The organism is Helicobacter pylori SA221C (assembly GCF_000476855.1).
Taxonomy (GTDB): Bacteria; Campylobacterota; Campylobacteria; order Campylobacterales; family Helicobacteraceae; genus Helicobacter; species Helicobacter pylori_DK.
In genome coordinates, this window is record NZ_CBPT010000009.1 from 46382 (window position 1) to 60073 (window position 13692).

Genomic DNA, 13692 nt, shown 5'->3' on the forward strand with positions numbered 1-13692 from the left:
TCTCAATTCTCCCTAAAAAACAAAATCACTTTTAAGACTAAATCATGTTAGAATTATACTTGAATTTATTTTTAGTTTAGTTTATTTTTTAAATACAAAAGGTAGGCGTTTTGAAACATTTAACCCCACTCACTCACACCCTTTTTAAAGCCTTATGGCTAGGTGCAGCCTTAAGTGCATCTTTAAGCTTAGTTGCAGCAGAAAGCCCCACTAAAACAGAGCCTAAGCCCGCTAAGGGGGTTAAAAACAAACCCAAATCGCCCGTTACTAAAGTCATGATGACCAATTGCGACAACCTTAAAGATTTTAACGCTAAGCAAAAAGAAGTTTTAAAAGCCGCCTATCAATTCGGCTCTAAAGAAAATTTAGGCTATGAAATGGCAGGCATTGCATGGAAAGAGTCATGCGCAGGGGTTTATAAAATCAATTTTTCAGATCCGAGCGCGGGCGTGTATCATTCTTATATCCCAAGCGTTCTAAAAAGCTATGGGCATAATGATAGCCCTTTTTTGCGTAATGTGATGGGGGAATTGCTCATCAAAGACGATGCGTTTGCTTCTGAAGTGGCTTTAAAAGAGTTGCTCTATTGGAAAACACGCTACCATGACAATCTAAAAGACATGATCAAATCTTACAACAAGGGCAGTCGTTGGGAAAAAAACGAGAAGTCTAACGCTGATGCTGAAAAATATTACGAAGAGATACAAGACAAGATCAGGCGTTTGAAAGAATCTAAAATCTTTGATTCGCAGTCTAGTAATGACCAAGAATTGCAAAAAAGCGCTAATAGTAACCTAGATTTAGACCCTATCGGCAACGCCATGCCCCAAACTTTAGCCGCCCAAAAATCTCAAATAGAAAAATCTCAAACAGAGGAAACCCAAGCAGAAAAACCCCGAGAAATGAAAGAGACAACTAGCGAGCAAACAACTAGTAAGCCAGAAAAAGCAAAAGATAAACCCATGTATTTGGCTCAAATCAATAGCGCTGATTTCACACCCGCTAAAAAAAGCCCAAAAAAACCGGCTAAAGCGAGTCCAAAACGCTCCTCTAAAAATAACATTAAAAATAATGTAAAAAACAACACCAAAACCGCTTCCAAAAGTAAAGAAGTGTGCAAAAATTGCTCTCCAGGGCAAAGGAATGCGATTTTAGCCAACCACATCACTCTCATGCAAGAGCTTTAAAAAGTCCTAAAAATGGCGCAAAAAACTCTTTTGATTATCACTGATGGCATTGGGTATCGTAAAGATAGCGATCATAACGCTTTCTTCCATGCCAAAAAACCCACTTATGACTTGATGTTTAAAACTTTGCCTTATAGCCTGATTGATACGCATGGCTTGAGCGTGGGTTTACCTAAGGGGCAAATGGGGAATTCTGAAGTGGGGCATATGTGTATTGGGGCTGGTAGGGTGCTCTATCAGGATTTAGTCAAAATTTCTTTAAGCCTTCAAAACGATGGGTTAAAAAACAACCCCGCTTTTTTAAACACGATCCAAAAAAGCCCTGTGGTGCATCTTATGGGTTTGATGAGCGATGGGGGCGTGCATTCACACATTGAGCATTTTATCGCTCTGGCTTTAGAGTGTGAAAAATCCCATAAAAAAGTCTTTCTGCATTTAATCACCGATGGGCGCGATGTCGCTCCTAAAAGCGCTTTAACTTATTTAAAACAAATGCAAAATATCTGCAATGAAAACATTCAAATCGCTACCATAGGTGGCCGTTTTTATGCGATGGATAGGGATAATCGCTTTGAAAGGATTGAACTTGCATATCATAGCTTAATGGGGCTTAATCACACGCCTTTAAGCCCTAGCGAATATATCCAAAGCCAATACGATAAAAATATCACTGATGAATTTATCATGCCCGCTTGTTTTAAAGATTATTGCGGCATGCAAGATGATGAAAGCTTTATTTTTATCAATTTCAGGAACGATAGGGCTAGAGAAATCGTGAGCACTTTAGGCCAAAAGGAATTTAGCGGCTTTAAGCGCCAAGCTTTTAAAAAACTCCATATCGCTACCATGACGCCTTATGATAACACTTTCCCCTACCCTGTTTTATTCCCTAAAGAAAGCGTTCAAAACACGCTCGCTGAAGTGGTCTCTCAACACAACCTGACCCAAAGCCATATCGCTGAGACTGAAAAATACGCGCATGTAACCTTTTTCATCAATGGCGGAGTGGAGACGCCTTTTAAGAATGAAAACCGAGTGCTTATCCAAAGCCCAAAAGTTACCACTTATGACTTAAAGCCTGAAATGAGTGCTAAAGAAGTAACCCTTGCGGTGTTAGAGCAAATGAAACTAGGCACGGATTTGATCATTGTGAATTTTGCTAATGGCGACATGGTGGGGCATACGGGGAATTTTGAAGCGAGCATCAAAGCAGTAGAAGCAGTGGATGCATGTTTAGGGGAAATCCTTTCACTGGCTAAAGAATTGGATTACGCCATGCTTTTAACAAGCGATCATGGGAATTGCGAACGCATGAAAGATGAAAACCAAAACCCCTTAACCAACCACACCGCCGGGAGCGTGTATTGCTTTGTTTTGGGGGATGGAGTCAAATCCATAAAAAACGGAGCGTTGAACAATATCGCTAGCAGCGTGTTAAAGCTCATGGGCATCAAAGCCCCAGCAACGATGGACGAACCCCTATTTTAAACTAAAGGAAAAGAATGCAAATTGATGACGCATTATTGCAACGCTTGGAAAAATTGAGCATGTTAGAGATTAAAGATGAGCATAAAGAGAGCGTTAAAGGCCATTTAGCGGAGGTTTTAGGCTTTGTAGAAAACATCTTCGCTTTAGAAACTCATGATTTAAAAGCAGATACAGAACTATGCACCCCTTTAAGAGAAGACGAACCCAAAAACCAACCCCATATCGCCAAAGAGATTTTAAGCCACAACAAACACAGCCAAGATCATTATTTCGTTGTGCCTAAAATCATTGAATAGGTTTGATTGAATAGGCTTAATATCAAGTGAAAAGCTTGATTTTTAAAATCAAAGAGAAAAAGAGGCTATCGCTTGACTGAAATTCAAGCTCTTTACTATTTGTTTTCAGCCTTTTTTTAACTCATCAAGAATTTCCACTAACCCCGCAACCGCCTTTTTGATTTCTTCATGCGTGATAATATAAGGAGGCATGAGGTAAATGGTGTTGTTTAAAGGGCGTAATAACAAACCTTTTTTTAGAGCTTTTTTAAAAACCGCCAAACTCAAACGCTCTTTGGTTTGAATAAAGACTTCAAAGGCAAAGACCATGCCCAAATGCCTTAAGTTAGACACCACTTGTTGCTCTATCAAGGGTTTTAACGCGTTTTGGAGCACGCTAAAAATAAACCCGCTTAAAGCCTTGTTCTTTTCAATAACATTTTCTTTTTCAAAAATATCCAGCGTGGCGTTCGCGCATGCGCATGCTAGGGCGTTTCCTGTGTAGCTGTGCGAATGCAAAAACGCTTTATTTTCTTCATAGGGGGCGTAAAATTGGTTATAGATTTCATTATGGGTTAATAGCGCGCTTAAAGGCAAATACCCCCCGCTAATCCCTTTAGACAAGCATAAAAAATCAGGCTCGATCCCGCATTGTTCATAAGCAAACATGCTCCCTGTGCGCCCAAACCCGGTAGCGATTTCATCAAAAATAATGTGGATGTCTTTTTGCTTGCACAATAAAACGGCTTGTTTTAAATACTTCGCGCTATAAATATGCATATTCCCTGCGCATTGCAAAAGAGGCTCTGCAATGAAGGCGCAAATTTCTTCACCATGTTTATCTAACAAACGCTTTAAAGCGTTCAAACTATTTTCTATTTCATTATCGTTTTTAGGCACGGGTGTAGTGAGATTTTTGAGTAATAGTGGGGTGTAAGTATCTTTATAAAGTTTCACATCGCCCACGCTTAACGCTCCCAAAGTCTCGCCATGATAGGAATTAGAGAGCGATAAAAAAAGCTTTTTGTGGCGCGTTTGATTCGTTAAAAAATGGGCGTGGTAGCTCATTTTCAAAGCGATTTCAATACAAGATGAGCCGTTATCCGCATAAAAGCATTTGTCCATATGGGTGAGCTGGCAAAGCCTTTGAGAAAGTGTGATGATGGGCTTATGGCTGAAAGAAGCCAAAAGGACATGTTCCAAACTATCAATTTGATTTTTGAGCTGCTGGCTGATGTAGGCGTTATTATGCCCAAAAAGATTCACCCACCATGAGCTGATTAAATCCATGTAAGCGTTATCATTAAAATCATAGAGGTAAATCCCTTGAGCCTTTTTAATGGGGATAATGGGGAAATTTTGATGCTCTTGCATTTGCGAGCAAGGGTGCCAAAGATATTCCAAATCCAAAGCGGCTAAATTTTCTTGAAAATTCATGTTAAAAACTCTCTATAATAAGGATAATTTTAATAATCTTTGGTTAAAATAAGGTTATTTGATTTTACTATAAGGTTGTTTAAACCTGAATTTCACATTTTTGATTTTTTAAAAGGGATTAGAGTTCTTATGATTGAATGGATGCAAAATCATAGAAAGTATTTAGTGGTTACAATATGGATAAGCACGATCGCTTTTATTGCTGCCGGAATGATAGGTTGGGGGCAATACAGCTTTTCTTTAGATAGCGATAGCGCTGCCAAAGTGGGACAGATTAAGATTTCTCAAGAAGAATTAGCCCAAGAATACCGCCGCCTTAAAGACGCCTATGCTGAGTCTATCCCTGATTTTAAAGAACTCACTGAAGATCAAATCAAAGCCATGCATTTAGAAAAAAGCGCTTTAGATTCGCTCATCAATCAAGCCTTATTGAGGAATCTCGCTTTAGATTTAGGGCTTGGCGCTACAAAGCAAGAAGTGGCCAAAGAGATCAGAAAAACGAGCGTTTTCCAAAAAGATGGCGTTTTTGATGAAGAATTGTATAAAAATATCTTAAAGCAAAGCCATTACCGCCCCAAGCATTTTGAAGAAAGCGTTGAAAGGCTTTTAATCCTTCAAAAAATCAGCGCTCTATTCCCCAAAACCACTACCCCTTTGGAGCAATCCAGCCTATCGCTTTGGGCAAAATTGCAAGACAAATTAGACATTCTTATCCTAAACCCTAATGATGTTAAAATCTCTCTTAATGAAGAAGAGATGAAAAAATATTACGAGTCCCATAAAAAGGATTTTAAAAAGCCCACAAGCTTTAAAACACGCTCTTTATATTTTGACGCTAGTTTAGAAAAAACTGATTTGAAAGAGTTGGAGGAATACTACCATAAAAACAAGGTGTCTTATTTGGACAAAGAGGGGAAATTACAGGATTTTAAAAGCGTTCAAGAGCAAGTCAAGCATGATTTAAGCATGCAAAAAGCGAATGAAAAAGCCTTAAGGAGTTATGTCGCTCTAAAAAAAGCGAACGCGCAAAACTACACCACGCAAGATTTTGAAGAAAACAACTCCCCCTATACTGCTGAAATCACGCAAAAACTCACCGCTCTCAAGCCCCTTGAAATCCTAAAACCAGAGCCTTTTAAAGATGGTTTTATTGTGGTGCAGCTCATCTCTCAAACCAAAGACGAATTGCAAAATTTTGATGAAGCTAAAAGCGCTCTTAAAACCCGCCTAACTCAAGAAAAAACCCTTATGGCGTTGCAAGCTTTAGCTAAAGAAAAGCTTAAGGATTTTAAAGGCAAAAGCGTGGGCTATGTAAGCCCTAATTTTGGAGGCACTATTAGCGAACTTAACCAAGAAGAAAGCGCTAAGTTTATCAACACCCTTTTTAACCGCCAAGAAAAAAAAGGGTTTATTACTATTGGTAATAAAGTGGTGCTTTATCAAATCACAGAACAAAATTTCAACCACTCATTTAGCGCAGAAGAAAGCCAGTATATGCAGCGTTTAGTCAATAACACTAAAACGGATTTTTTTGATAAAGCGTTGATAGAAGAATTGAAAAAACGCTATAAGATAGTCAAATACATCCAATAAATGCAAGGGGAAATCATGGAACATAAAGAAATCGTTATAGGGGTTGATATAGGCTCTAGAAAGATTTGCGCGATAGTGGCTGAATTTAAAGAAGGGATTTTGCGCATCATTGGCACAGCCCATCAAGACTCTAAAGAAATCAATTCAAAAGCCATTAAAAGAGGGCGTATCAATAGCCTTGCTCACGCTTCTAACGCTATTAAAGAAGTGATTAATAGCGCTAAAAAAATGGCAGGTTTGAACGCTGATGAAGACAGGAATAACCCCATTTCATCCTTTAGGGAATCGTATTACCCTAAAACTAAAGCGATTGTTTCTTTTTCTGGGGCTTATACTGAAAGCACTAGAGATGTTACCGGTGTAGCGAGCACTAAAGACAATGTGGTAACCATTGATGAAATCAATCGCGCTATCAATAACGCATGCGCTAAAGCAGGCTTAGATAATGATAAACATATTTTGCATGCCCTCCCTTATCGCTTCACTTTAGACAAACAAGAAGTGAACGACCCCTTAGGGATGAGCGGGACTCGCTTAGAAGTCTTTATCCACATTGTCTATACAGAAAAAAACAACATTGAAAATTTAGAAAAAATCATGATCCAATCTGGGGTAGAGATTGAAAACATCGTGATCAATTCTTATGCAGCCTCGATTGCTACCTTGTCTAATGATGAAAGGGAATTGGGCGTGGCTTGCGTGGATATGGGCGGAGAGACATGCAACCTTACGATTTATAGCGGCAATTCCATACGCTATAACAAATACTTACCCGTAGGCTCTCACCATTTGACCACGGATTTATCGCACATGCTCAATACCCCATTCCCTTACGCTGAAGAAGTTAAGATCAAATATGGGGATCTTTCTTTTGAAAGCGGTGCAGAAACGCCCTCTCAAAGTGTTCAAATCCCTACCACCGGCTCTGATGGCAATGAAAGCCATATTGTGCCGCTTAGTGAAATCCAAACTATCATGAGGGAAAGGGCTTTAGAAACCTTTAAAATCATCCACAGGAGCATTCAAGATAGCGGTTTAGAAGAGCATTTGGGTGGGGGCGTTGTGTTAACCGGTGGGATGGCTTTAATGAAAGGGATCAAGGAATTAGCCAGGACCCATTTCACTAATTACCCTGTTCGTTTGGCAACCCCTGTGGAAAAATACAATATCATGGGCATGTTTGAAGATTTGAAAGATCCTCGCTTTTCAGTCGTGGTCGGCTTGATTTTATACAAAGCAGGGGGGCATACCAATTATGAAAGGGATTCTAAAGGGATTATCCGCTATCATGAAAGCGATGATTACACAAGAACAGCCCATCAATCAAGCTCTACCCACCATATCCATTCATCGCCAACAGAAAGGAATTTGAGCGATTTAAAAGCCCCTAGCACTCCTTTAAACACCGCTAAAAACGATGATTTCTTGCCTATAAAACCCACCGAACAAAAAGGTTTTTTTAAAAGTTTCCTTGATAAGATTTCCAAACTCTTTTAAGATACAGCCATTTCTTTATGCGATAAAAACGCCTTGATAGTTATCAAAAGCCAGAAAACATGGTATAATCCTTTAGCTATTTATCAAAGTTTAAGATTTGCAAAAATCGTATCTCAAGGGGAATGTGGCTATGGTTCATCAATCAGAGATGGAAAATTATAATATTGGTCAAGCGAGCATTGAAGAAGTAAGCGATCCAGCTTATAAAGGGGCTAAGATTGTCGTCATCGGTGTTGGAGGTGGGGGGTCTAACATGATCAAACACTTGGTTGAATACGGCGTGCATCAAGATGTTACCCCCATTGCAACGAACACTGATGGCCAACACCTCAAAAACAATCCCGCTCCGGTTAAAATCCTTTTAGGCAAAGAGTCTACTGGAGGTTTAGGCGCTGGGGGGGTTCCTGATATTGGTAGGAAAGCCGCTGAAGAAAGCGCTAATGAAATTAGAGAAGCGATTAAAGACGCCAAATTAGTCATTGTCTCTACAGGGCTTGGAGGAGGGACTGGGACTGGAGCCACCCCTACTATCGTTAAAATCGCAAAAGAAGTGGGAGCGCTCACGATTGCTATCGTTACCAAGCCTTTCAAATACGAAGGATCTCAAAAAAGCAAGAAAGCCGAAGAGGGGTTAAAGGAGTTGGAGCAATCTAGCGATTCTATTTTGGTTATCCCTAATGATAAAATTCTTTTGACCATGAAAAAAAATGCCAGCACCAAAGAATGCTATAAAGAAGTTGATGATGTCTTGGTTAGGGCTGTGAGTGGCATTTCTACGATCATCACTAAACCCGGTGATATTAATGTTGATTTTTCTGATTTAAAAAGCGCTCTTGGTTTTAAAGGCTTTGCATTAATGGGTATTGGTGAGGCCACTGGCGAAGAATCCGCTAAATTAGCAGTGGAAAATGCGATCCAATCGCCTCTTCTTGATGACGCTTCTATTGATGGGGCTAAGAGCATTATTGTCTTTTTTGAGCACCACCCTGATTATCCTATGTATGCTTATTCTCAAGCTTGCATATCTATTCAAGAACGAGCCAATCAAGATGTTGATGTTAAGTTTGGCCAACACACGAGCGAGAGTATCCCCATTGATCATGTGCGCGTTACTATCATTGCAACCGGTGCTGAAAGAAATAGCGGTGGAGCGGGTTTGGAATCTATCGCTACGCCCTCTCAGCCTGTGGTGAAACAAACAAGAAAAGTGGGTAATAGCGATTTTTTAAGAATCCCTACTGAAGAAGAACTATCCACACCCACAGCCATAAGGATCCAGCAAGATTAATTGCAGATCTCGCTTTCCCCCCTATTTTTATAGGGTCATAATAAAGCGGTTTGTTGGGTTCGCTCTCATTCTTTTTTAGAATAAAATTAAAAAGCTTTGATTTTAAAGCTTTGATTTAATGGGTGTGTTAGTTTTTGCGTTTAGGGGATTTTAAAGCGCTTTAAAGGGGAATATCCCAAAGCACCTCCTAGTTAATGAAACGCTAGAAACTCATTTGGCAAAAACCAAGGGCTTTATTTTTCACACTCACCACCCCTAAAACTATACGCCCCATTATGAATTTGTGAGGTCAATGCATTTTTAATTTGATTGAGTTCTGCATTCTTAAGGGCTGATTGAGAAACTTCAATGACTAGATGATTGAACGCTTCACCGCTTTATCAATCTCAAAGATAAAATCATATAAGTGGTGTCTTTAATCAAAGCATAAACTAGGTCTATGTTTTCTGTTTGTCTTATCGCTAATAAGGTGTCGTGGGATAGTTTAGCACTCACATTGATGAACTGATTAAGTAGGTCTTGTTCGTTAATGAAACAATATCCAGCGTTAGTATCAAATTGATTAGCTTTAAGGGGTTTGGGTTTGTATGTGTTATCTAGAACGCTATCCATAGTAAAGGAAGCGTTCAAGTCGTAGGAGTATCCAGGAACCCACTTGCTCCAATTTTCCCAACCACCCCTAGTTCCTCTTATTTTTCTCTGCCCGTTCTCTATCAAATTGGCTTTTAATTTAGCAAGAACACTGTTAGGGTAATGTCTTTTTGTTCGGTTGCCTTATAAGTTCTTGCTATACTTTCATAGGTATAGAACCCAAACCTAGCGGATTTAGATTTATCATCTCTTTTGATTTTATCTTTTTTAGTTTCGCTGTAGCTGTGTTTAGCAACGCTACGCATAAACTCCGTGAAAGCAATCAAAAAATCAGGGTTTGACTGACCATTAGGTAAGGCTTCATCAGCGATAGAGTTCCTAAATTTAGGGTCTTTTAATTCAGCAAAGGGTTCTCTAAGTTTTGTTTTTTCCCCATCAAGCATCAAGTAGGGGTAAGGGGTAGTGCATATTAAAGTGAATACAGCCCCACGCTTATCTTTAGGGTTGTTGATAATAATGCTGTCTTAGTTGAACTCCCTACCCAAATTCACTATGATGTCTTTGAACTGATTTTTATTATGGAATGGTTTGAGTTCAAAACAAATGAAGCTAGTTTCTATGTTAGCTTGTGGCATACCTGCTTCTCTGTAATAACCTTTAACAATTTTGTATCCTATGTAGCCCTTGTATAGGTCTAACTTTTTTCTCAACCACTTGGTTCTTTTTTCGTTATCAGTGTTAGTGAGCATAAAGGGTTTTAAAAGGGCTTCAACTTCCTCTTTTTTCTCGCCCTCTGTTGTCGCATTCAGTTCTAAAATCTTGGTGGCTTCTTTTAATCCATAATCCGCAATAATGGCTTTATCGTTATAAGTCCTATAACCAGAGATAACTGCTACTGGGCAGTTTAGCATCCGATCGCATAATCGGCTCATAGATAAAGCGGTGGTATTCATTTTTTGAGCCATAGTCAAATCATCATAATGCACTAAGTTATTGTCTCTTTTTGACCTTGTGTTTAAAACGGCTCTTAACGCTGACTTTTTCTTATCATACTCGTTTAATTGAGCGGATAGGGGTTGGTTAGAATTGACAGAGATTTTAAAGAGAGGTAGTTGGCTTTTAGCTTCCTTGTATTCCTTAAAGGCGGGCATCAATGAGAGATGATAACGAGTTAGAATGGATAGGGTTTTTTTCGCTATTAAGTTAGCTTGGTGCGTTTAGAATTATTAGCACCGATGAAAAGGTTTTTAAAATCGCTTGACATAGAGTCTCCTTAAAATTCAAGTATCACCACAATCAATGCATCTCACACCAATCACTTAGAAGAGTCTTGATTTTTAATAGCAATATCTAGCTTGTTGAAAGGGATTTCAATGTGGTTAGCGTCTAGGGCGTTTTTGATGCGTTCAATGAGTTCGCTGCGCACATTAAAGATCCCGTCTTCAATCTTTGCCCAAACTCTAATGGTGAAATTCAATGAGCTGGATCCAAAATCCGTGATCCCAATAAAAGTGGGCATGTTTTTATCAATTTTTTCCATTGAGTCAATAACATCTTTTATCGTCTTATGCACCAGTTCAATATCACTCCCATACCCTACCCCACAAACCCATTCAATGCGCCGGCATGCCGTGTTATTGCTATTGATAATATTAGAATTAGCGACACTTCTATTGGGTAAAACCGCCAAGCGTCCGTCATGCAAGCGTAAAGAAGTGTTAAAAAAATTAAGCGCTTCTACTTTGCCCTCTAGGCCAGAAATTTCAATGATGTCTCCTTTTTTGAAAGGGTGTAAAATAATAAGGATTATCCCTCCAGCAATGCTTGAAAGATAATCTTTTAAAGCCAACGCCACAGCAATCCCCACCGTTCCTAAAACAGTGATAATAGAGGTGGTTTGCACGCCTAGCGTGCTGAGTGCAATGATTGTGGTGATGATAAGGATTAAGATAAAAGTCACTTGCGCGACAAAATTCGCTAAAATCTCATCCTTTTTGGATAAAAGTTTCATGGTTTTGTTCCGTAAGAAAAACGAAAAATAAAAACCTATACAAAAGACAATGACAGCCTTGATCAAGATTATCCCAAAATGCTTTGCCTGCGGGAAAAAATCCACTAACAGCGTTTTAATTTCATCCATAAATCTTTCCTTGCAAATCACAAAATCGCTAACAGAGACAAGATAACTTATCCTTATGTAGCTAATTTTGACATGTTAGCATGTTTAGGACTAACCTTATTACCACAACTCAAACGCTCAATCCAATGCCAGTGTCAAAGGGATTGGCTTTTAGCGTGCTGTCTAATAAAAAAGGGTTTTTTAGTGTTGAACCTAGAGATTACTTCACGCACACCCCCTACTTGGTAGCTACCGCTCACTATATGGCAATGGTTTTTCCCTAGCTTGGCTTTAATGGATTTTATCGTTACGCTATCAACAGATACCGCTCTATAAGATTTTCGCATAAAAGCTATAATGTGTTTAAAAGTCTCTGAGTAATTCTTTAAGAATTTAGGGGAGTTGGGGCTTTCTCAATTTTGGTCAATATTGATGTGGTTAGCAATCTTAATTTTTTGACCCCTTTTATAAGGCTTATAACCTTCACCCTTCCTTTTTCTCAAAGAATGCGGATTTTAAAGGGTAGTGAAATACAACCACGCTTCAGAGCTGTTGCTAGTAGAATACACCACGCTATCTTGTTCGTATTGGTATCCAAGCTCTCTAATGGTTGTCAATAAATCCACACCTAATGCGTAGATAAGAAAGCTAGGTTCTTTACTGCCTTGATAAACGCCATTGACTTTAATATAACCGATTTTTGGGTATAGCTTTTTAATATCCGCTTCTCATTCCTTGTTTCTTTGGACATTCTCTGCATCGCTCATTAGGTATTTAGAAAGGATAGTACCAACAGACCCACTTATAATAATCCACAATCATATCAGCGGCGGTATCAAACCCTTCATCTTGCCATAAGCTCAACTTAAACTCTCTGTTAGCTGAAAGACACAAGCACTCATCGTTATATAGATGTTTATACAATCTAGAAAGGAGCGGTTATGCTGTATTTTTCTTTTTTAGTCAGCTCATCAAACGCCTTTAAGTTAGGGTTATTCATAGCTTCACTTAAAGTCGTTTTTAAAGTCGGTTTGATTTTGTAAGTTTTCATAGCATTGATGAGACTTTGACTGACTTTATCGCTTGTAATGTTGAAATTTTTCATGGGTTAGTTCCTAGAACGCTATCCAACCTGAACGCCTTTTTCATATCCACATAACCGGAAAGTGCCTATTACCCCACCCGTTGTGCTAGTTTTCATTCTATTAGCGTCAAGTTTGGCTTTTAAACTCTGTAAGGTGTTTTCGGCTATTTATGTGGGTTTATGGAAAAAGAACTTTTTTCCGTGTATTTTTGAATAAGCACTTTGGAATGATTTAGCACTAGGGTTTATATCTTTACCAAAACTGACAAGCTCTGATTTTCCTATTAACTGACCGAATTTACATTTCCTGTGTATTTTGCCAGAGAAGTCATAAGCCTCAACCCCATTAGGGTTTAGTGTGGTGCAAATGAGACTAAATCTAGCATAAACCTTACCGCTTTCTTCTGTTATCTTAGGACACCACGCAATGCTGTCTTACTCGAATTTGTTTCCTAATTTGATGAGTTCTGCTCTTAAATCAAAGCGATGGTCTTTGAGCGTATAGACAAAAAAGAAACTTCATTACTAGGAATATCGCTAGCTTTTTCTTGGCAAGAACCTTGAATAGTAATAAATCCCACTTCAGGGTATAAGGCTCTTAAGAGAGACTTGAGGTGTTTAGTCCGCTTCATATTGGTTTCTCTAGTATAACTTCCCCTGAATGCTGAAATAGTTCCGCATTGACCCTCCGTCATATGCTCATACAACCTAGATAGACCCGCAGCACTCAAGTCAGCTCTTTCTGCTTCTGTGAAAGCTATTGTTCTTTTTAAGTTAGGGTTACTCGCTCTCAATTTAGCGAATTTTTCAGCCGTCCCATAATGATTAATTCAGGTTCAGTGCCATTCTTTAACTCTGACTTTTTAACATTTTAAAACCACTAGACATTGACTACCCTTTCAAATTTATTTATTATAGTTGTTATCTTACACTAATTATATAGGGATAAAAATCCAAGAAACTAAAAAATAGCGATACTATATAAAAACAAGCTTCTTAAACAAAGTAAAACATACCAATGCGTGTTATCAAATCATTAAAAACAATAAAAAAACTTAAACAAAATAAGCAAACCAAAACAACTAAAAATAAAAGAAATAAAAAAGCAACAGAAAAATAAAGCACTAAAATAT

The 13692-nt window shown here is 38.6% G+C and carries 13 protein-coding genes; 6 read left to right on the forward strand and 7 right to left on the reverse strand.

The window, feature by feature from the left end:
* The first annotated feature begins 110 nt into the window (after window positions 1-110).
* Genes QU01_RS05390 through gatC form a run of 3 tightly spaced genes read left to right on the forward strand, consistent with a single transcriptional unit; the run spans window position 111 to window position 2971 of the window.
* On the forward strand, window positions 111-1187 hold the full coding sequence (locus QU01_RS05390; protein ID WP_033762890.1) for a hypothetical protein: 1077 nt from the start codon (window positions 111-113) through the stop codon (window positions 1185-1187).
* 12 nt (window positions 1188-1199) lie between these two features.
* On the forward strand, window positions 1200-2675 hold the full coding sequence (gene gpmI, locus QU01_RS05395) for a 2,3-bisphosphoglycerate-independent phosphoglycerate mutase (RefSeq protein ID WP_033762891.1): 1476 nt from the start codon (window positions 1200-1202) through the stop codon (window positions 2673-2675).
* A gap of 14 nt (window positions 2676-2689) precedes the next feature.
* On the forward strand, window positions 2690-2971 hold the full coding sequence (gene gatC / locus QU01_RS05400) for an Asp-tRNA(Asn)/Glu-tRNA(Gln) amidotransferase subunit GatC (protein ID WP_033762893.1): 282 nt from the start codon (window positions 2690-2692) through the stop codon (window positions 2969-2971).
* Between the two features lie 105 nt (window positions 2972-3076).
* Here the strand turns inward: gatC and QU01_RS05405 are convergent, their stop codons facing one another.
* Window positions 3077-4387 carry an adenosylmethionine--8-amino-7-oxononanoate transaminase gene (locus QU01_RS05405; protein ID WP_033762894.1) on the reverse strand — a complete coding sequence of 437 codons (1311 nt, stop codon included), beginning with the start codon at window positions 4385-4387 and terminating at the stop codon, window positions 3077-3079.
* 129 nt (window positions 4388-4516) lie between these two features.
* On the opposite strand from QU01_RS05405, the gene QU01_RS05410 reads away from it, so the two are divergent.
* The 3 genes from QU01_RS05410 to ftsZ all read left to right on the forward strand — a co-directional run bounded on the left by QU01_RS05410 (window position 4517) and on the right by ftsZ (window position 8765).
* Entirely contained in the window at window positions 4517-5980 is a 1464-nt protein-coding gene (locus QU01_RS05410; protein WP_033762905.1) for a peptidylprolyl isomerase, read from the forward strand.
* Between the two features lie 15 nt (window positions 5981-5995).
* Entirely contained in the window at window positions 5996-7477 is a 1482-nt protein-coding gene (ftsA, locus tag QU01_RS05415; protein ID WP_033762896.1) for a cell division protein FtsA, read from the forward strand.
* Window positions 7478-7607: 130 nt separating this feature from the next.
* A complete protein-coding gene (gene ftsZ, locus QU01_RS05420; RefSeq protein WP_000233623.1) occupies window positions 7608-8765 on the forward strand; it encodes a cell division protein FtsZ in 1158 nt (385 codons plus the stop codon).
* Between the two features lie 725 nt (window positions 8766-9490).
* Here the strand turns inward: ftsZ and QU01_RS08385 are convergent.
* The 6 genes from QU01_RS08385 to QU01_RS08390 all read right to left on the reverse strand — a co-directional run bounded on the left by QU01_RS08385 (window position 9491) and on the right by QU01_RS08390 (window position 13290).
* A complete protein-coding gene (locus QU01_RS08385; RefSeq protein ID WP_229260239.1) occupies window positions 9491-9799 on the reverse strand; it encodes a hypothetical protein in 309 nt (102 codons plus the stop codon).
* 81 nt (window positions 9800-9880) lie between these two features.
* Window positions 9881-10507 (reverse strand): hypothetical protein, encoded by a 627-nt coding sequence (locus QU01_RS05435; RefSeq protein ID WP_229260240.1) that lies wholly within the window; start codon window positions 10505-10507, stop codon window positions 9881-9883.
* Between the two features lie 164 nt (window positions 10508-10671).
* Window positions 10672-11496, reverse strand: a complete 825-nt coding sequence (gene mscS, locus QU01_RS05440; RefSeq protein WP_033762899.1) for a small-conductance mechanosensitive channel MscS — start codon at window positions 11494-11496, stop codon at window positions 10672-10674.
* A gap of 134 nt (window positions 11497-11630) precedes the next feature.
* Window positions 11631-11822 (reverse strand): hypothetical protein, encoded by a 192-nt coding sequence (locus QU01_RS08305; protein WP_080248375.1) that lies wholly within the window; start codon window positions 11820-11822, stop codon window positions 11631-11633.
* 578 nt (window positions 11823-12400) lie between these two features.
* The gene (locus QU01_RS05450; RefSeq protein ID WP_000787875.1) at window positions 12401-12580 is read right to left on the reverse strand and encodes a hypothetical protein; all 180 of its coding nucleotides are present in this window, start codon (window positions 12578-12580) and stop codon (window positions 12401-12403) included.
* Between the two features lie 452 nt (window positions 12581-13032).
* The gene (locus QU01_RS08390; protein WP_033741101.1) at window positions 13033-13290 is read right to left on the reverse strand and encodes a hypothetical protein; all 258 of its coding nucleotides are present in this window, start codon (window positions 13288-13290) and stop codon (window positions 13033-13035) included.
* Between the last annotated feature and the right edge of the window lie 402 nt (window positions 13291-13692).

Bases quoted from the DNA above. Each gene is read 5' to 3' on its own strand.
- ftsZ (WP_000233623.1), top strand. From the start codon at position 7,608: ATGGTTCATCAATCAGAGATGGAAAATTATAATATTGGTCAAGCGAGC.
- QU01_RS08385 (WP_229260239.1), bottom strand. From the start codon at position 9,799: ATGCTTGATGGGGAAAAAACAAAACTTAGAGAACCCTTTGCTGAATTA.
- QU01_RS08305 (WP_080248375.1), bottom strand. From the start codon at position 11,822: ATGCGAAAATCTTATAGAGCGGTATCTGTTGATAGCGTAACGATAAAA.
- mscS (WP_033762899.1), bottom strand. From the start codon at position 11,496: ATGGATGAAATTAAAACGCTGTTAGTGGATTTTTTCCCGCAGGCAAAG.
- gatC (WP_033762893.1), top strand. From the start codon at position 2,690: ATGCAAATTGATGACGCATTATTGCAACGCTTGGAAAAATTGAGCATG.
- QU01_RS05405 (WP_033762894.1), bottom strand. From the start codon at position 4,387: ATGAATTTTCAAGAAAATTTAGCCGCTTTGGATTTGGAATATCTTTGG.
- QU01_RS05435 (WP_229260240.1), bottom strand. From the start codon at position 10,507: ATGCCCGCCTTTAAGGAATACAAGGAAGCTAAAAGCCAACTACCTCTC.
- QU01_RS05450 (WP_000787875.1), bottom strand. From the start codon at position 12,580: ATGAAAAATTTCAACATTACAAGCGATAAAGTCAGTCAAAGTCTCATC.
- QU01_RS05410 (WP_033762905.1), top strand. From the start codon at position 4,517: ATGATTGAATGGATGCAAAATCATAGAAAGTATTTAGTGGTTACAATA.
- gpmI (WP_033762891.1), top strand. From the start codon at position 1,200: ATGGCGCAAAAAACTCTTTTGATTATCACTGATGGCATTGGGTATCGT.
- ftsA (WP_033762896.1), top strand. From the start codon at position 5,996: ATGGAACATAAAGAAATCGTTATAGGGGTTGATATAGGCTCTAGAAAG.